Below are 19,427 nucleotides of genomic sequence, written 5' to 3'. Positions count from 1 at the left end.
CTTTTATACTACAATAATGCATTTTAAAGGTTACAAAAATGCAAAACAGCTCTTCCAATTTTGAAACTAATCATATATTAAAATAGGCTGCATTATAGAAATAAATTCTATAATGCAGCCTGCTTTTTAATTACGACGCATATTCTACATGTTTGAAAATTATGTGATATCTTGAACTCATCGATATATATAGTAGATTTATAATTAACTTACAAATATATAATTTAAAAATGGAGAAGTATTCTTATCTTTTAACTAAAGGAAATGCAATAACATCCTTTATTGTATTTGATCCAGTTAGAAACATTATCATTCTATCAATACCAATACCTAAACCTCCAGTTGGTGGCATTGCTGTATCAATAGCTACAGCAAATTCTTCGTCCATTGGACTTGCTGTTTCTAGTCCTCCTCTTAATTTTTCAGCTTGGTCATGTAATAATATACGCTGTCTTAATGGATCATTTAATTCTGAATAAGCATTTCCAAGCTCTACTCCATAGGCATATGGTTCAAATCTTTCAATTAAATCTGGATTTTCTCTATGAACCTTACAAAGTGGTGATGATTCTTTAGGAAAATCTATAACAAAAGTGGGTTGTATTAGTTTCTTCTCGCTATATGATTCAAAAAGATTTACTATTAATTCTCCTTTCGAAACTTCAGTTATATTTAAACCTTCATTTTGTTCTTCAAGCAAAAGAGAATTCTCTTTAATTTTACTTATAATTTCTTCTTTAGTTAAATTCTCTACATCAATATCTGTATCTTGTTTTACAAGATTACACATAGTTTCTCTTTTCCATGGAGCTTTAAAATCAATTTCTTCTTCACCGTATTTTATTTTAGTAGAGCCATTAACGGACATAAATACATATTCATATATTCCTTCCATAATTCTCATCATATCTTCATAGTCTGCATACGACATATAACATTCCATTAGAGTAAATTCTGGATAATGTGTTCTATCAATTCCTTCATTCCTAAAAGATCTTGCAAATGTATAAACTCTTTCTATTCCTCCAACAATAAGTCTTTTTAAATATAATTCTGGAGAAACATTCATATATACTTCTGAGTCTAAATCATTAACAAAAGTTTTAAATGGTTTTGCTTCTCCTCCACCATATTTAGTATCAAGTATAGGAGTATCACATTCAATAAAATTCATATTATTCAAATATTCTCTAATTGTAGTAATTGCTTTAGAACGTTTAATAAATCTTTCTTTAACGTCTGAATTCATTATCATATCTAAAGATCTATGTCTTTGTCTTAAATCTGAATCTTGAATTCCATGATATTTTTCAGGGAGGGTTCTTATTGATTTAGATAACAATTCAAATTTGTTTGCTCGAATAGTTATTTCCCCTGTCTGAGTCTTAAATACAGTTCCCTCTACCCCAACAATATCACCGACATCGATTAATTTTAAAACATTATAATTTTCACTTCCAATTAACTTTTTACTGAAAAATATTTGTATATTTCCTCTTTCATCTACTATATTAGCAAAAGTTGCATTTCCCATTCTTCTAAGAAACATTATTCTTCCTGCTAAAGAAAGCACTTTACTTTCATCAATAGTATCAAAATTATCACATATATATTTTGTATAAGTTTTTTTGTTAAAATCGTAATTATAAGGATATGGATTTATTCCTAGCTCACTAAGTTTATTTAACTTTTTTATTCTCTCCACTATAAATTCATTTGCATCTGTCATTATATTTTCTAATTCATTTAGATTTTCATATTGCTCATACATTTTTGTTACCACCTTTACTTATTTATTGATTAATTTAGGCACATAAAAGAAAATAACACTTTCAATTTACCATGAATATTTTATTAGGCAAGAAAGCAGATTTACTTATTATTCTCTTATATTGCCTTAACACAAATAAAAAAAACCTTCACCTCCAAGATTTCTAATCTTGAGGACGAAAGTTATAAATTCGTGGTACCACCTCAGTTTATGTATGCGTTGCCGTATACACCTCTTCAAGTACATCAAAAAATGTGAGATACTCTATACCTATAACGGGGTATTCCGTCACATCCTACCTCTATGAAAATAGACTCAGTGTGCAGCTCCAAGACCTTCTTCAATAAAAATCCATTGCTCAATCCCACCATCTAGAGCTCTCTGAAAATGAACTATTCTATCTACTCTTCTTTTCATTGCTTTTCATATAGTTTACAATAAAAATCTGCTTTTGTAAAGATAACCTTTCTTATTCTGACTTGGTTCTCATCTATTTCTTCATTCTTCCTAGCTTTATTTATTTTCACTAACTGCCATATTATATTCTAACTCTGCATACCCTTTTACTGAAAAGCCCCATACTTTACCTGTAAATGGGCTAATAGATACTTCTACTTTTTTAGAAGAATCATTTTCGTCTTCATAAAAAAGGCGATGTCCTTTTAAAAGGATAAACTTAGGCTTTTCTATATCTCCTAGTTTGTTCTCTTTAATGAAGTCCTCTGCTGTATTTTTTAGTTGGTCGCCACTAAGTACTAATTCAGTCCCTTTATCAAGATTATTGTCATTAACCATTACCATATCTAATTCTTTTGTATTTTCATTAAAATCAAAAAGATAGCAATTATCACTACTTATATCAGTCCATCCTGTTTGAACCATTCCATGCTTTAATTGTCTTACTCTCTCTTTAAGTCCATTATCATTATCTTCAATATAAGCCATTTGCTTATCATACTCTTCCTTTGACATCTCTTTCTTATCATATAACCTTTGAACACATTCTTGTTCTTTTGGCTTTATTTCATCCAAAGTTTTTTCATTTAATATGCATGCACTAAACTGATTGCTTTCACTTTCCTTAACTTCTGGTATGTTAAAATATTTTTTTAAGACATCTAAAGACTTCTGTCTATAATCTTCCTCTTCTGCACCAGTTACTTTACCTGTACCATCATCTTGAGAAGCTGCCTGAGTATCCTCCTTAGTATATACAGTATTTTGCTTTACTGTATCTGCAAAAGCTCCCTTTATATTAACTTGGTCAAATATAGCAGAAGTAGATGCTATTACTCCTACGACTACTAATGCTGCTGTTATTTTTTTTGATAACATAATAATTCCTCCAATATTCTTATTTTATTAATTTTTAGTCCTATATTTATTTTTATTTTTAATTCGATCTTAGTCGTGCGTAAGTACTTACCACTCTTTAAGTATAGAATTAAGATGTCCCAGAAGTTTATTCCGAATGTAAAATAGTTGTAAACTTTAACCAAATTACATTTTTATATAAAGTACGCTACATATTATCTTTCAATTGAAATACTCCTCAAAGCATATAACTTATCTCTAAAATGGTCATGCACTCAATTTACTATTTTAATTGGTGAAAATTATGTCAACTTCAGTTCCTTTGCCAAGTTCGCTAATTATTTTAATATCTGCATTATGAACCTCTGCTATTTTTTTGCAGATAGAAAGTCCAATGCCTGCTCCATTGCTTTTTCTGCTCCTTGCTTTATCAACTACATAGAATGGATGCCAGATCTTATCTAAATGTTCCTTTGATATGCCTGAGCCTAGATCCCTTACAGATATAGTAGTTTTATCATTTAAATTAGATACCTTTAAGTTAATTTTACAATTATTTTCAGAGGCTTTTATAGCGTTTTCTACTAAATTACACAAAGCCATTTTAATTAAATCCTTGTCCATATTTAATATGCAGTCTTCTCCTTCAATAATTAAATCTATATCTTTCTCCTTAAGCTTAACAGATACAGACTTTTTAACTTCCAATACTATTGGCATTATTTTTTCGGGTGTTAATTTAATTTCTTGCGTCTTTGCATAAATTAAATCCATCATCTTAAAAGCCATTTGTTCAAGCCTTTTTCCTTCTTTATAAATATAATCTGAAGCTTCAAAAAATAATTCTTCATTATATTTGGAGGTTCTTATTAGATTAGCGTATCCAATTATTGACGTTAATGGTGTCTTAAGCTCATGAGTAAGATTATTTATGAAGGTTTCTTTCTCAATATTAGACATCTCCAGCTCATTTATCTTATCTTCTATTGTCTGTGCCATTAGGTTAAAATTATTTGAAAGCATATTAAATTCATCTTTTGATTTAATTCTTACCCTTTCAGAATACTGCCCTTGAGATATTTTTTGAGTAGAAGCTATTAAGGTATTTATTGGTTTTGTTATTAATCTGCTTATAAAAAACATAAAAACAGCAAAAAGAGAACAAATTAAAACATCTAATTTCATAAAAAGCGTATATTGATTCATTTTTTCAACATATATACTTGAAACATCCTTAGCATAATGTACTTTTACTTGAGAATTATAAACATCCACCAAACTACTTACATATAAATACTGTTTATCATCTACAGTTCGAATAATATAATTAATTTTCCCTGCTGAAAGATTTTCTAATTCTTCATTTTCATTTGAAACAGGGAATTTCATATCTGAAAACAGTATGTTATCCTTAGAATCTAAAATTTCTGTATCTCCATGCTGCCAGGGTTCATCATTAACAGACTTGTTATACTCATCCATTAATGTGCCAAGTAATAAATTAATATCATAATCAGTATCTGAATAAATTTTCTGCATATATAGAGAATTAATTCTTAATTGTGAAGAAACAGATTTTTGTTCTGAAAGACATTTATCCACTTCCTTTTCCAGCAAATCATTATGAAACTTTTGTATTAGTATAAATCCAGCTAAGTTTAAAGTGAGCACTAATAAAATCAAAGAAAAAAGATATATTTTCAGCCATAACTTCATATCTATTACTCCTCTAATCTATATCCAATTTTATATACAGTTTTTATGTTATCCGTAAGATTCAGCTTTTTTCTTATTTTTTGAATATGAGTATCTATTGTCCTAGTTTCCCCCATATATTCATATCCCCATATCTTTTCTAATAAATATTCTCTAGATAATGCCATATTTTTATTTTTCACAAGCATAAGCATAAGTTCAAATTCCTTTAAAGTTAAATCTATTGTCTCACTATCTTTTTTTATAATTCTTTCATCTTCGTATATTTTCAGATTCTTAAATTCTATACAATTATTATTTTTAGAATATCTCCTTAATACTATTTCAATTCTTGCCAAAAGTTCAACTGTCTCAAATGGTTTTACAATATAATCCTCTGCACCTGATGTTAATCCCGTAACTTTATCAGCCAGTCCATTTTTTGCTGTTAAAAATATTACAGGAATATTTAAATCTTTTATTTTTTTCATCAATTCAAAACCATCCATTCCTGGCAGCATAATATCCATAAGTATTAGGTCAAAAGTTTCTTCTTTTAACAAATTAAAAGCATCTAATCCATCAAATACCTGATTGCTTTCATAGCCAGCCATGCTCAAGTTTATTTTTATTAAATTAGAAATGGCTTCATCATCTTCTATTATTAAAATACTTATTTTCAAATCTGATCCTCCTTGCATAATAACCTTATATTTCTCAGTAAATTCTTAAATAAAACTTATATATCCATTATATAACAAAACTTTTAGAGAAATTGTAAAATAGTTGCAAAATAAATCACTCTACTTACTGCTTATAATTTAATGTCATCTGGCTTTTCCTCAATTTAATTTCCCCTTATCAACTAGAAAAGGAATACTCAAAGCTTTGATTACTTTGAGTATTCCTTTTATTTTATTATAGCTTCAAATATATAATCGCTTATATTGATATAATGGGTATGTTAGAAATTTATCCAACTAGATTTTCCCCAGCCTTAAATGCTCTTAAAGAGAATTCCTCTAACGCTTTTGAATCTGGAACAAGCTCAGCTCCACAAACGTGAATATTATCCTCTAATGTCCAACCATATGTGTTGAAAAAATTAGTAACATATTTAATACCTTCTGCACCTATTTCAGGATTTGAATTAGCTTGAGTAAATATTGTTACTACCTTTTTACCTGGATGTCTAGGTGTAATACTACTGCTTCCATCATGATCAATCAATGGAAATGTACGGTCTAACCAAACTTTTGCTTGACCTGTAATTTGATACATATATATTGGCGAACCAAATACAATAGCATCTGCTTCATTAATAGCTTCATACATTGGTTGAAGATAATCCTTAATAGCGCAACCATCATGAGTACGGCAATACAAGCAGCTTTGACATCCACGAATCCCAGGATCGTTTAAATCAAATTCTATAATCTCAGCACCTTTAGACTCAGCACCTTTTGCCACTTGTTCTAATAATTTTGAATTATATCCATTCTTTCTTGGACTAGCATTAAAAATAACTACTTTTGACATTTAATATCTCTCCTTCGAAACACAAACATTTTTTTAATTGAGTTAACTATTTATGTTTGTTCTCATTTATTTAATATTTACTCAAATAAGAGTACTTGGTATAATTATTATATCTAAATAAATTTATATTAACAAGAACGCAGAATTCTGTGATTAGGTATTATTTTTCTTATCTAGGAGGAATAGATATGGCAAGCAAACAAGAATTAGAGAAATATTTAAATTTAATAAAAGAATCAGATTTTCACCAAAAATGTCCTCTAAAGGATCCATTGGAAGTAATCGGAGGTAAATGGAAACTGAATATATTAGGGCAGTTACTAAGAAAGGAAGTGTGTCGGTTTAATCAATTAAAAAGAGACATATCAGGAATAACAAATACAATGCTAGCAAATTCATTACGTGAACTTGAGAATGATAAATTAATTACTAGAAATCAATATAATGAAATGCCTGTAAGAGTAGAATATACTTTAACTGACAGAGGAAAAGATCTGTTACCATTACTTTATGAATTAACTATTTGGTGGGATGATTATTTAAAGCATGAAGAAATTTTAAAATAATACATTAAATAATGAAGGAAAACCTCCTCCCTCTGGACTTGGTTTTCCTTCATCATTTGAATATATTTTATTTAACTTACTACCTCTCCATTATCTATTCCTTTGGTTTTTTTAACGTGAGTATTCCAAAGTGAAGTGAATATTGGAACCAAAATTGAAGTTACAACAACGCTTGTAGCAACCAGTGCAGTTGCTTGAGCTGCAACAGGCGCAAATTGAGGCGCCATTTTTGATATTATAACTGGATTTGCAACAGCTGCACCAGCTGAACTTGAAGCAGCTAAACCTGCCAATCCATTTCCTCCTCCTACGTACTTATCTGCAAGAATAAGAGGAATACCTGTAATAACAATAACAGCTAGTCCAAGGAAGATTCCAAGTAAACCAGTTTTGAAAATGTTACTTAAATCAATTGTATTACCTAGTGCAAATCCGAAGAAAGGTATCATAACACCAGTTGCTTTATTAAAGAAAGCTTTAAGTTCAGGATCTAAATTACCAAGAATAATACCAACTAAGAAAGGTATAACCGCTCCAAGAAAGTTATTAAGTGGGAATGATGCAGCTCCAACAGCACCTAATATTAACATACTTACTAATGGACCTGATTCTAATGACATTAAGATAAATGCACCAGCTTCTTCTTTTGATCCATATTGTTGCATTAATGCAGCATATAATCCACCATTTGTCATATCCATACAGGAAATAACTGCTAAAACAGATAAACCTGCAAAAATTCCTGTTTCTATGCTTCCACCAGGTATTAACTTACTAAAAATTAGTGTAACAAGCCATGCGACTAAAGTTTTTGTTATAACAAGCGTACCGGACTTTCTTAAAATAGTTGGTGTAGCACTAAAGCTTACACTTGCACCCATACAGAAAAACCAAACTCCTAAGATTGGTACAGTACCACTAATTAGTCCTCCTGTAAAAGATCCAAAGTATTCACCTGCCCCAGGTTGAAAAGTTTTTACACATGCACCTATTAATAAAGGTACAAGCATCATACCACCAGGTATTTTTTCAATACTAGCTTTAATTTTCATAAATAATTCCTCCTTAAATAGTTCTTTAGAATCGTTTTTTAGTTATCGTTTTCATTTACAATATGTCTTGTTTTATGAATTTGCATATCTTACGGCTATCTTTTTCCTCCTTAATTTTAAAATAATTTTAAAATAATTTTTATAATGCTAATTATTCCGTTTTTGTTTCGTATTGTGAAACTCGTTTTCGTATCACGAATACACTTTCATTATACAAGGCCTTGTAATCTTTTTCAAGTATAAATGTAAACATTTTTATTAATTTTCTAAATTATAGGATATTATTTGTTTACTCAATGCATTTGTAAAATAATTGGGCGCAAAAAAAAAGAGCTTGGCTACATTTATTTTCTGTAACCAAGTTCCTTTGATATTTTATCCGCATACTCCAAAATTACTTTAGAGAAATAGCTTATTTTATCTTCTGTGAAGCTTAATATTGATCCAGATATACTGATTGCTCCACAAATTCTGCTTTTATGATCTTTTAATATGGTTCCTACACATCTTATGCCTTCTTCAACCTCTTGATTATCCATGGCATATCCCTTTTCTCTAATATCTTTTAAATTCTCTTTAATATCATTAAAATTAACTATTGTATTAGATGTAAGTTTTTGTACATCACTTTCATCCCAAATCTTTTTAGCCTCTTCTTCAGTCATATACGCCATCATTGCCTTACCCATTGCTGTACAATATATTGGTTTTCGCATTCCTATTCTCGTATACATCTTCATGGATTTTTGTGGTTCCATTTTTGAGACATACATTATATCAGAACCTTCTCTTATTGCTAAGTGGACAACTTCATTGGTTTTCTCCATAAGCTCTTTTAAATACGGTTCAACAATAGATACTAAATCCATGCTCTCTACCTTTTTATTTCCAAGTTCAAACAATTTTAAAGTAAGTTCATATTTGTTTGTATTTTTATCTTGCTTTATGTATCCTTTATATATTAATGTATTCAATAACCTATGAACTGTGCTCTTATGTAATTCTACTTTTTCACTAATTTCAGTTATTCCTAAACCATCTTCATAATCTGATAGCACTTCTAAAATAGTTAGAGTCCTATCAACTGATTGAACTATTTCCTGCATCTTCGTAATATCTCCTTTATCCTTATAGAAAAATCTAAAAGTAAACGATATACTCATAATACAGCAAGTTTACAGTAAATACAAGCATTTTAAAGATCTGATCTTAAGATAATTTTTAACATAAAATTGTTTTATTGAACCTATATATTGTAAGTTCTATCTACTAAAAATATATTACATTTTATCTATAATTTTTTTCTGAACATATCTAATAACATCGCCTCTACTCACAACTCCAACTACTTGCCTCTCTTTATTTATTACCGGTATCTTTTTAAAATTATGTTTTGAGAACATAGATAAAACCTTTTCCATACTATCCTCTGGAGAAACGCAATAAATATTATTACGTCTTGCAATGGTCATAATATTTGCATCTTTTATTAATTCTATACCTTCTTCTAATTCTTCTTTTTTAATATAAAATATATACGACATAAAATCATACATTTTTTCTTCCTTTGGATTTATATTTCTTATTATATCACCATCACTTATTATACCTACAAGTATTCCTTTATCATCTACTATAGGAACTCCCCCTATTTTTTTATCTACTAGAATTTTCATAACACTTTTTATACTATCTTCCTTCTTTGCAAAAATTACATCAGTGATCATAAAATCTTTAACTTTCATACTAATTTACTCCCCTATCTGTTTTTATGTATATTTTATATAAATTTTATTTTCTAAGTTACCTCCTGTTTCTCATAAACAGTGTTAAGAATATGTTAATGCTGATATAAATGTATCAACTATAATTACCTATTTCTCTACAATATCAAATACCTTTTTTAATAAATATGATCATATTCTCGCTTAAATAAGTTACACTATGAAACTTATTTAAGTATAAGTTTCACCATGTAACTTGTCAATGGATTTTTAATGATATCACTAACCTTGTAAGTTTATAATTCATTTGCTATGATGTAATTGTTAATTATCAAGGAGGTAACGAAATGGAATTTCAACGTGCTCGTAATGAAGAACAAAAAAACATTCGTCGTGATCAAATCATAGAAGCCACTTTGAAACTATATGAAATAGAACCCTTAGAAAAAATCACACTTGCTTCGATAGCTAATGAGTTAAATTTTTCAAGAGCAAATTTATATAAATATGTTTCTACAAAAGAAGAAATTTTCTTATGGATCTTGATTTCTGATTTAGATCAGTGGGTGAAAAAGACCTATAATGAATTTAAAGAATATGATAGATTAGAGCTTAAAACTTTTTGCCGCTTATGGGCAGAACAATTATATCAAAATCAACGCCTATTAAAATTATTTTCTATTCTCATATCAGTGCTAAGGAGTAATGTAACAACAAATTCATTAGAAATACTAAAAAAAGATTTATCTAATAGCTTTGACAAACTTAATTTAATTGTTAAGAAATTTATTCCTGATTTATCAAGTGATCAGCTTAAACTCTTTAACGAGTATCAAATTTATTATGCTATTAGCCTATATTCTCCAGCTGTCTCAGCAAAAAACCAGAGGCAAGAATTTCAAACGATTGAACTACTTGATGCACCGCCTGATTTTGTTTCACGGTTTACAGAATATATTGAAATTATTATTCTAGGTTTTCATTCAAAGAATATATAATATTATCTCTAGCAGATTAATATATACATATAATTACCCCAATGTCTATAAAAAATAACGCGCCTGCTTTCATGCAAGTGCGTCATTATTATTTTCACTAATTATTACAAACACATCTTAAAGATGTTCTCAATGTCCTGCTCATTAAGCGGCTTAAATCCTGGCAGAACACTTCCTCAGCTTCTCCATTTCCATAAATACTAATTCATTTATAGTGTTTTTCTTTCTCTAATAAAAATTTTTGAATTTTATAAAGTTACTCATAAAAACTTGTGAAAAGCAATAACTAAATTGATATCCCTATGTTTATTAATCAAGTTCATTCTTAAAATAATGTGTTACTTTATAATATCTGCCAACATTTTTATGCCCTTTTCCATTTGCTCAACTTTCGTATTACCATAACCAAATATTAATGTATTATATATTGTAAAATCTGAATTATCCAATATATAATGCTTATTCATAGCCGTAATCTCTATATTCTTCTCTTCAATCTTTCTCATAAGATCCTTATCAAAAGTTACATCCTTAAAAGCAGCTGCAAAATGCATTCCAGCCTGAGCACCAGTAATCATCACACGTTCACCAAGCTCTTTCTTAAGACACTTAATGAGATAGTTTCTCTTTTTAAGATACAATCTTCGCATCTTGTTTATATGACGATCAAAAAGACCTGTTTCTATAAACTTTGCTAATGTAATCTGTTCAAAATTGGGCGAATGCAGGTCAGCTACATATTTTATAGCTTCTATTTTACTAAGAAGTTTATCAGGCAAAACCATATACCCTATTCTTAATGCTGGCATTAAAGTTTTGGAAAACGTTCCTACATAAATTACCTGTTCAGGGTCTAAATATTGCATAGACTGTATTGGGTCTCCATCGAATCGAAATTCGCTATCATAATCATCCTCTACAATATAAGTCCAGTGTTTCTTGGCATATTTTATCATTTCAATTCTTCTGTTAATCGGAAGAACTACCCCTGTTGGAAACTGATGACTTGGTGTAGTAAATATCAGTTTGGGAGGCTGTTTAGGTAATTCAGAAGTAACCATTCCTTGTTCATCAACCCTAATTGGTTTTATAGACACATGATTACTCTCTAATGTATGGAGAATACCATAACTAAGGGGATTTTCAACTAACGCATATTCATGCTTATCTACAAGCTTACATAATAAAGAAAAAGCTTGTGCTGCACCATTTGTAATCAGTATATTGTCTGGTAAAGTATTTACGCCTCTAACACGTTCTAAATAAGTAGAAAGCTGTGAGCGTAATTCATAACTTCCAAAAGAATTTTGATAATCCATCTTTGTCACTTCCAGGTTAAGAATGCTTTCTTTATACATCTGTGCCCATTTATTAATAGGTATATTATCTAAATCTGGAATTCCTGTACGAAATGATATTTTTCTTATGTCATCATCACTTTTATTAAACTGTGATTCCGTTTTTATTTTTATTGGCTGGAATTTTACCCCTTCACATATATAAGTCCCCGAACCATTTTTCGTATAAGCATATCCCTCTGCTATTAACTGCTCATAACAATCTAACACTACATTTCTTGCAATATTTAAATCTCTTGATAATTCTCGTGTTGATGGAAGTTTATCATTTGATTTTAGATTACCGTTTAAAATCGATTCTTTGTAATACATATAAAGTTGTTTGGATAAAGAAATTCTAGACTCTCTATCAATACTTATAAAATTCATAAAAACACCTTCTACGCTTTTTTAAAATGGTTCTATAAAAATAATCAAAATGTGGATCTTATCACGACCACTATATAATGATAAATTATATCATATCAGTTAATAAAATACATTAGGAGGTAATTATGAATACATTAAATTTTTTAGTCACATCGTTTATTATAATATTAATTCCAGGCACTGGAGTTACATATACAATTTCAACAGGAATAACAAAAGGAAAAAGAGCAAGCATATTTGCCGCTCTTGGTTGTACTATAGGTATTATTCCACATTTATGCATTAGTATTGCACTTTCATCATTTATTATTAATATGAGCAATAACTCTTTCTTCATTTTAAAACTAATTGGCGCTATATATTTGCTATATCTTGGTATTGGCATGATACGATCAAAAACAAATTTTGACCTAATAAACAATAAGTCAGAAGAAAAAGCCGGTACTATAATTCGTAGTGGAATTCTTATTAATCTACTCAATCCAAAACTCACTTTATTTTTCTTCTCATTTCTGCCTCAATATGCAAAGTCTATCAATGATAATTATATAACTGAATGTTTGCTTTATGGCTTTACATTTATGATTGTTACACTTTTAGTGTTTATTGGATATGGCTTACTAGCAGGAATAGCAAATAATTTTTTTATGAATTCTCCAAAAAGGATATCGCTGCTTCAAAAAACATTCGGTATTATCTTTATCGTTTTTGCAACACAGCTTGCATTTAGTTCAATTTAGGATATCTACCTTATGTTACTTATGGATAACCTTACAAATTGGAATTTGTTAATCTAATAATCTCATTTTTATTTTGTTGTCAACTTCCCATAAAGCTACTTTATTACTATCATATCTTAACTTTTCCTTAGCAGTTTTATAATCCATCCATTGGCAATCAGTATGTTCATTGGAAAGTATCATTTCATCAGTTTCCACATTCACTGCGAATGTATATTCAGGAATAACAAGACAATCTTCCCCCCATATGCTTCTGTATGATTTAAAACATTCAGTAGAAATACTACAACTTGTTTCCAAATGATAATAATTATTGTCAGTTGAGATACTAGCTTCCTCAAAAGCTTCACGTTTTGCAGATTGGAGTGGCGTTTCTCCATCTTCGCCACCACCAGCAATAAACTGCCATACTTGCATATCCGACCTATGAAATACAGCATACTTTATTATATTATCTTGAATTATATATGGTATAACCAACACTTGATATTTTGCTCTCCCCATTTTTGCTCCTTTCAACTATCGTTAATAGCCTTACAAATTATAATTTATCTTTCAATTAATCCTCACAACATATTTTCAAAATACTATAAACAATTTTTATTTACGTCCCAAATCTCAGCTTCGTATTATTAATATAATTGACAGTTCCTCTGCATAACTTTTTTGTTTTTATGCAATACTCTAAATAATTAATGATTTCACGCTCACCTAATAATTCAGGTGGCTTGCTATAAAATCTAGAAAAGGCGTTCATAGTGCAAACCATATTTCTAATCGTGGCTTTACTGCGTCCACAAAGTTCTAGATATTTAATCATTTTTTCTATCTTTTTGATACATTTTATCACTCCTTGTAAAAAAGCGTGTAAAATATGAGAAGTGAAGTTCCTTGAGAAAGAACTTCACTTCTTATTTTTTGCATATAAAATTTTATTTAATTACCAACCAAGCCATCGCTTTTAGCGATTTAGTTCTTAATTTCTGAAGCGAATTAACTTCATAATATAATATTAATATTTGGAACTATATATGGAAATACTTTACTTACTCCTTATGCTTCCTTGGTGTTTACATATCAACAAAGTTGGAGTCTGCTATTCATGCCACTTCTATTCAAGGAAGTATAGATAATGTGTGTATGTCGGCTATCCCACTAGAACCCCAACATCCATAAAACAGATTAATAGTTTATCTATCTAAAAAATTCATTTTAGTATCTTGATAAGTTAGGACATTATAGCACAGGGAACTTAAACTCGATCTCATCGAACTACTGTCACCCTGCGGATTCCTAGAACGTCGTCCCACCGCTCACGTTAAGCAGTTGACCAGTGATCCAAGACGCGTCATCCGAAGCTAAGAACACCGCACTTTTCGCGATATCCTCCGGCTGACCAATTCGGCCGATAGGCGTACTCTTAAGCACCTTTTCTTCGAAATTATCTCCCATTGCGTCAGACTGTAATCCTGGAGTCGCCACCATTCCTGGATTGATCGCATTGACGCGGATCTTACGAGGACCAAGTTCCTTGGAGAGCGAAACGGTAATCGAGTTCAGCGCACCTTTGGTTGCTGAATAGATTGAAAGCCCTGCAGCCGGCATCTGGCCCGAAAGTGAACCGATGTTGATCACCGACCCACCCTCAGGACCAATCATAGCCGCCGCTTCCTTCGTTGCCAGTAGCAGTCCTAACACATTCAGATTAACCTGTCGGTAAAATTCCTCTGGCGTAGTGTCCTCAAGCGATGCGTATCCAAATACGCCAGCATTGTTCACCAGAATATCTAACTTCTCGTGCTTCTGTTTGATTTCCGAAAAAACTCGAGTGATCTCTTCCGGTTTCGAAAAATCGCCCTGCACTGCCCATGCGGTACCACCTTCTGCCTGAATTTCCGCAACAGTCCTGTCCGCAGCTGACTTGCTGCTTGAGTAGTTTACCACCACAGTTGCCCCTGCCGCCCCAAGATGTTTTGCAATAGAAGCTCCAATACCTTTCGATCCTCCAGTCACCAATGCTATTTTGTTGGAAAGTTTTCCCGAATTACTCATCTAACTCACTCCTTATCATATTGAAATTTTAATATTCACTTGACACTCTGTCAGCTATTTAAGTATAACATTTAGCTTACATTGCGTCAACTATTATATTAAACTTCATCAAGCTTATGTTAGTATTAGTATAACATTCTAATCATATTTTATGCTTTTTCTATTAATTCTTATTCTGACGAGATTTAATTGTGTAGCATAAGTGTATATTTATATTCAATCAGTTTTATGGTATGCCAAAAAGCCACGTATACAGTGGTAACATTTACAATTTAATCAAATTGTTTTACGCTGCACTTTTAACACTACTGATATTCGGTTATAGATAACATTTTTATATATGTTTTTTTTATAGAGCTCTCTTAGCATGATGGCTGTGTGGTTCTGCCAACATTAAAATGTTAGCAGAACTACACATAGAAACAAAAAAATGGCAAAGTCGAAGGAATTTGAATACCTTGACTTGCTCTTTGCCAATTAGAATAGATTAGACAATTAGTTAGCTGGATTAGATCATAAATCGGACAACAGAAGTAATATTCCATGGTAACATATATATTGAAAATCTGGTACATGGAGACCAGTCTTTGTCTGTTCAATGACCTTCATCCTTTTCTGAGATGGATGTAACACTGGGAACAAGCCAAATGTATAAGCAAAAAATGTAAATTGAAATATCTCCTTTTTTTCTGCGACAGCCGTAGGGAAATATTGGTTCACGCTTGCAGCAAAAGTGCTCCGAAGCTTATTAAGTTCCTTTTCAAAATCTTCCTGTTTCTCAAAGCTGACGCTACTGTTGACTTCAATAAATATCGCGAGGATGCTTGATAGCATCAACAATTTATCATGTGATTCCAGTTGCTGCGTCAAGGATCTGCTGTATTCTTCCTTTGTCATTGTAGGCGTTATTTCCATCATTTCGACAAGACATTTCTGCCAGTCAATTAATTCCCTTTTTATGAGATCCAGCAAAACCTCATCTTTCGTTTTATAGTAATTATAAATCGATGGACGGGTAAAAGAGGTTAGTTCCGATATTGCCTTAAACGTTACACCCTCATATCCAAAGCGGCTTAATAGCTCATCACATGCATTGATTATCTCTTCCTGCCGGCTGGTGATTTGTTCCTTTGTTCTTGCTCTTACGAAAGTCATAGTAACCTCTCCTTTATATTAATACTAATCCAATTCTAACATAGGCTCAATGAAGTTTCAACATAGTAATTGACAAATTGTCAGTTAAATGCTATGATTTAGTAGCTGACAAAACGTCAGTTGTAATTAAAAAAGTATAAATAATGTGTAAAAAAACAGCCATAATACAATTATTGCCAATTAGATACAAGTTGAATAGCTTTTATAAAGCATTCTTACACAAACAGTTGTGTTTCAAGGAAACATATCTATCTTTTTCGAGAGGTTAAAATTTTAAGGAGGTTTAATCATGGCACAAATTATAATGAAATTCCAAAAATCGAGCAGAGGAGGACACAATAATGGAGAAAGAAAATATAAACAATAAATACCGTACATTTACCTTAGTCATACTTCTATTTGGGGCTTTTATGGATATGTTGGATACTAATATAATCAACATTGCTATACCTTCAATTCAAAGCAATTTACAGGCTAGTTCGTCAGCTGTTCAGTGGACGGTAAACGCATATATCCTTGGAATGGCTCTAATTATAATTACTGGCGGGCGACTTGGGGATATTTTAGGTCGTAAAAAGATGTTCATGATAGGTGTAGCAGGGTTTACTGTTGCATCCGCTATTTCAGGTTCGGCTCCCACAATCAATGTTATGATTTTTTCGAACGCAATACAGGGAATCATGGCTGGGATAATGGTTCCACAGGTGCTTTCTTATATACAAGTTTTATTTGCGCCTAAAGAACGTGCCGGGGCACTTGGCATCTACAGTGGAATTGGTGGATTTGCAAGTGTTGGCGGACCATTATTGGCAGCATTCCTGATAAAGATTAATCTTCTTGGGCTAGGCTGGCGCACAATATTCTTCATTAATGTTCCGGTCGGAGTTTTCATTTTTATAGCAGCTGCTATTGTACTTACAGAATCAAAATCTATAAACCCGTTACGTGTAGATATACCGGGTACGCTAATGGCGATGACTTCGCTTATAATGCTGCTGTATCCGCTGATACAAGGGAATAGCTTGGGATGGCCTGTTTGGACATATATTTCAATGGCAGCTTCACTCATCGTTTGTATCCTTTTTATTGTCTATGAGAAGCACCGTATGAAACTGAATAAATCTCCTTTAATCGCACTAAACCTTTTCCAGATTAAGAGTTTTGTTGGAGGGGTATCGGTATTCACCTTATTTATGATTGCAATGATCGGCTATAATATCGTCTTTACTTTTTACTTACAAATGGGATTGCATTTTACACCTATGCACGCAGCTTTGACCGCATTGCCGTTTTCACTTATGCTCCCTGTAGGGGCAGCGTTTTCAGTAACGAAATTGGCGCCGCGATATGGTCGCAATATCGTTGTAATAGGTTTAATTTTATGCTCGCTTGGGCTTGCAGGTGTAGAATTAGTTATGCACGGAGCCGGTACATCTATGAGCAATTGGCAGTTAATTCCCGTACTTCTTATCGCTGGTGTGGGTATGGGCATGGTTGTAGCTCCTCTTACTGATTTTAGTATTTCACAAGTTCCACAACAGGATGCAGGTTCAGCTTCTGGTGTTTTGAGCATGATGCAGCAAGTTGGCAGCAGTATAGGTATTGCTATTCTCGGTACGATTTTTTTCAATTATATTGGAAGTTCATTTGAATTCAGAGGATTTACTTTGGGTGCAAGATATGCAATTTGGTCTGCTGTCGGTATTTTGATCTTAACTATACCACTTGTTTTCTTACTACCTAAAAAGATACACCAAAATACTGACAACCTGTAAAAACGGGATAGAAGATTCACATTTGATGGATCTTCAGAGCTAAAAGACCCTCAGATAAACTTTTCTGGAGGTCTTGATTTCACTATATAAATAAGCAAATAGGATATCAAATGAAGCCAGCATACCGAGAAATCCGAAATGAGCATTAGCTTCTTCGTGAGAAATACTTATCACTGGAAGGTTTAAATGTTTTCCGATAGTACTGGCAATTCCAAGGATATGTGTAAGTATGCTTTAATGTCAATCCAAATGTTGTTATTGACATTAAAGTACACTTACATGATAGACTCGAAAATACATAAAGAATACTTCTTTATGAAAATCTTGAAAGGAAGATGATTATGGAACTGTATGATAGCATATTTCGGCGCAAATCCACACGGAGGTATCTAGATCCATTGCCTTCGGCAAAGCTCAAAGAAATACAAGCTGAATTTGAGAAACTTACTCCCCTTATACCAGGTATAAAAACGGAATTGGTCGTACTCCCTCCTAGCGAAATGAAGATAACTATTCCATGGAGAGCTCCTCATTATCTGGTACTGTACTCCGATACTACTGATGGTTACCTAACCAATGCTGGTTTTCTACTCCAGCAAGCAGATTTATACTTGTCCTCCATCGGACTTGGAAGTTGCTATGTCGGAGCAGGGCGTCCGGCAAACGAAATAAAGAGTGGCAAGAAACATGTTATGATTTTAGCTTTTGGAGTAGCCAGGAACTCTCCACACAGGGAGTTGTCTGAATTTAAACGGAAGCCCATATCCGAGATTGTGGAAGGTGTAGATCCAAGAATGGAGGCGGTACGGCTAGCTCCGTCTGCAGGGAACTGTCAAGCATGGTATTTTCGCTGTCATGATGGCATTGTGGATATCTATAAGAGAAAGCTAGGAATTCTTCAGGGTGCTATTTATAACAAGTTGATTCCCATTGACATGGGCATTGCCTTATGCCACCTTTGGTTAGCTAGCCAGCATGCAGAAATAGAATTTCATTTCGAGCTAGATATGAGCGGTATTGAAGTGTCAAACAGCTTAACTACCTTTGGGCGGGTGACAAGTTAATATACTCGTTTAACTTTGCTACATGTTCTGCTTGTAAATGTTAATATGGAAGTGCATAAAAGTTCCAACATGGAAATGTAGGAATTTATGCACTTTTTATGTACGATTTTTTCAAGGTATAAGTGTATAGAAATTCTGATGAAGTAGGTGCAATTATCATGCGAAAAGATGTACATAATAGGCTGAAAAAATATACAAGAGAGGAGCAATGTTTCTTATTTTGAATAAAAGTTAGTTAGCTGAATGATGGATGAT

General features: G+C 31.9%; 18 protein-coding genes and 1 other annotated feature. Of the genes, 5 read left to right on the top strand and 13 right to left on the bottom strand.

The features are described 5' to 3' along the window. Positions 1 to 244: 244 nt before the first annotated feature. From lysS to CDLVIII_RS14310, 5 genes are all read right to left on the bottom strand, one after another. A complete protein-coding gene (lysS, locus tag CDLVIII_RS14330; RefSeq protein ID WP_009170161.1) occupies positions 245 to 1,771 on the bottom strand; it encodes a lysine--tRNA ligase in 1,527 nt (508 codons plus the stop codon). Between the two features lie 168 nt (positions 1,772 to 1,939). Then, positions 1,940 to 2,197, bottom strand: a binding site (T-box leader). Between the two features lie 87 nt (positions 2,198 to 2,284). After that, positions 2,285 to 3,106 (bottom strand): hypothetical protein, encoded by an 822-nt coding sequence (locus tag CDLVIII_RS14325; protein WP_009170160.1) that lies wholly within the window; start codon positions 3,104 to 3,106, stop codon positions 2,285 to 2,287. A 267-nt stretch (positions 3,107 to 3,373) separates the two neighbouring features. Continuing rightward, the gene (locus tag CDLVIII_RS14320) at positions 3,374 to 4,801 is read right to left on the bottom strand and encodes a HAMP domain-containing sensor histidine kinase (RefSeq protein WP_009170159.1); all 1,428 of its coding nucleotides are present in this window, start codon (positions 4,799 to 4,801) and stop codon (positions 3,374 to 3,376) included. Positions 4,802 to 4,806: 5 nt separating this feature from the next. Continuing rightward, positions 4,807 to 5,463: a response regulator transcription factor gene (locus CDLVIII_RS14315; protein ID WP_035301800.1), complete on the bottom strand. Its 657-nt coding sequence runs from the start codon at positions 5,461 to 5,463 to the stop codon at positions 4,807 to 4,809. A 289-nt stretch (positions 5,464 to 5,752) separates the two neighbouring features. Then, positions 5,753 to 6,319 carry a flavodoxin family protein gene (locus CDLVIII_RS14310; protein WP_009170157.1) on the bottom strand — a complete coding sequence of 189 codons (567 nt, stop codon included), beginning with the start codon at positions 6,317 to 6,319 and terminating at the stop codon, positions 5,753 to 5,755. Positions 6,320 to 6,507: 188 nt separating this feature from the next. Between CDLVIII_RS14310 and CDLVIII_RS14305 the strand changes: the two genes are divergently transcribed. Continuing rightward, on the top strand, positions 6,508 to 6,885 hold the full coding sequence (locus CDLVIII_RS14305; protein ID WP_009170156.1) for a helix-turn-helix domain-containing protein: 378 nt from the start codon (positions 6,508 to 6,510) through the stop codon (positions 6,883 to 6,885). A 71-nt stretch (positions 6,886 to 6,956) separates the two neighbouring features. On the opposite strand, the gene kdgT is transcribed toward CDLVIII_RS14305, so the two are convergent. The 3 genes from kdgT to CDLVIII_RS14290 all read right to left on the bottom strand — a co-directional run bounded on the left by kdgT (position 6,957) and on the right by CDLVIII_RS14290 (position 9,682). Next, entirely contained in the window at positions 6,957 to 7,937 is a 981-nt protein-coding gene (gene kdgT, locus CDLVIII_RS14300) for a 2-keto-3-deoxygluconate transporter (RefSeq protein ID WP_009170155.1), read from the bottom strand. Between the two features lie 344 nt (positions 7,938 to 8,281). Then, on the bottom strand, positions 8,282 to 9,043 hold the full coding sequence (locus CDLVIII_RS14295) for an IclR family transcriptional regulator (RefSeq protein WP_009170154.1): 762 nt from the start codon (positions 9,041 to 9,043) through the stop codon (positions 8,282 to 8,284). A 174-nt stretch (positions 9,044 to 9,217) separates the two neighbouring features. Next, complete coding sequence (locus tag CDLVIII_RS14290) at positions 9,218 to 9,682, bottom strand: CBS domain-containing protein (protein WP_009170153.1); 465 nt, start codon at positions 9,680 to 9,682, stop codon at positions 9,218 to 9,220. Between the two features lie 326 nt (positions 9,683 to 10,008). On the opposite strand from CDLVIII_RS14290, the gene CDLVIII_RS14285 reads away from it, so the two are divergent. Next, a complete protein-coding gene (locus CDLVIII_RS14285; protein WP_009170152.1) occupies positions 10,009 to 10,659 on the top strand; it encodes a TetR/AcrR family transcriptional regulator in 651 nt (216 codons plus the stop codon). Between the two features lie 338 nt (positions 10,660 to 10,997). Here the strand turns inward: CDLVIII_RS14285 and CDLVIII_RS14280 are convergent, their stop codons facing one another. Next, entirely contained in the window at positions 10,998 to 12,386 is a 1,389-nt protein-coding gene (locus CDLVIII_RS14280; protein ID WP_009170151.1) for a PLP-dependent aminotransferase family protein, read from the bottom strand. 125 nt (positions 12,387 to 12,511) lie between these two features. Here CDLVIII_RS14280 and CDLVIII_RS14275 point away from each other — a divergent pair, with 125 nt between their 5' ends. Next, on the top strand, positions 12,512 to 13,126 hold the full coding sequence (locus CDLVIII_RS14275) for a LysE family translocator (protein ID WP_009170150.1): 615 nt from the start codon (positions 12,512 to 12,514) through the stop codon (positions 13,124 to 13,126). Positions 13,127 to 13,174: 48 nt separating this feature from the next. Here CDLVIII_RS14275 and CDLVIII_RS14270 read toward each other — a convergent pair whose 3' ends face one another. From CDLVIII_RS14270 to CDLVIII_RS14260, 4 genes are all read right to left on the bottom strand, one after another. After that, the gene (locus tag CDLVIII_RS14270; protein ID WP_009170149.1) at positions 13,175 to 13,630 is read right to left on the bottom strand and encodes an NUDIX pyrophosphatase; all 456 of its coding nucleotides are present in this window, start codon (positions 13,628 to 13,630) and stop codon (positions 13,175 to 13,177) included. Positions 13,631 to 13,730: 100 nt separating this feature from the next. Next, positions 13,731 to 13,895 (bottom strand): phage integrase N-terminal SAM-like domain-containing protein, encoded by a 165-nt coding sequence (locus CDLVIII_RS29935; RefSeq protein WP_242835930.1) that lies wholly within the window; start codon positions 13,893 to 13,895, stop codon positions 13,731 to 13,733. Positions 13,896 to 14,419: 524 nt separating this feature from the next. Further along, the gene (locus CDLVIII_RS14265) at positions 14,420 to 15,178 is read right to left on the bottom strand and encodes a glucose 1-dehydrogenase (protein WP_009170148.1); all 759 of its coding nucleotides are present in this window, start codon (positions 15,176 to 15,178) and stop codon (positions 14,420 to 14,422) included. Between the two features lie 513 nt (positions 15,179 to 15,691). Continuing rightward, positions 15,692 to 16,333, bottom strand: a complete 642-nt coding sequence (locus CDLVIII_RS14260) for a TetR/AcrR family transcriptional regulator (protein WP_009170147.1) — start codon at positions 16,331 to 16,333, stop codon at positions 15,692 to 15,694. A gap of 341 nt (positions 16,334 to 16,674) precedes the next feature. Between CDLVIII_RS14260 and CDLVIII_RS14255 the strand changes: the two genes are divergently transcribed. Both CDLVIII_RS14255 and CDLVIII_RS14250 read left to right on the top strand, forming a co-directional pair. Further along, a complete protein-coding gene (locus tag CDLVIII_RS14255) occupies positions 16,675 to 18,108 on the top strand; it encodes an MFS transporter (RefSeq protein ID WP_009170146.1) in 1,434 nt (477 codons plus the stop codon). 398 nt (positions 18,109 to 18,506) lie between these two features. Then, positions 18,507 to 19,172 carry a nitroreductase family protein gene (locus CDLVIII_RS14250; RefSeq protein WP_242835928.1) on the top strand — a complete coding sequence of 222 codons (666 nt, stop codon included), beginning with the start codon at positions 18,507 to 18,509 and terminating at the stop codon, positions 19,170 to 19,172. The last annotated feature ends 255 nt before the right edge of the window (positions 19,173 to 19,427 follow it).

Origin of the sequence: Clostridium sp. DL-VIII (assembly GCF_000230835.1) — a bacterium.
Taxonomy (GTDB): Bacteria; Bacillota; Clostridia; order Clostridiales; family Clostridiaceae; genus Clostridium.
Note: the sequence above shows the minus strand (reverse complement) of the source record. Positions and strands in the feature narration are given on the sequence as shown.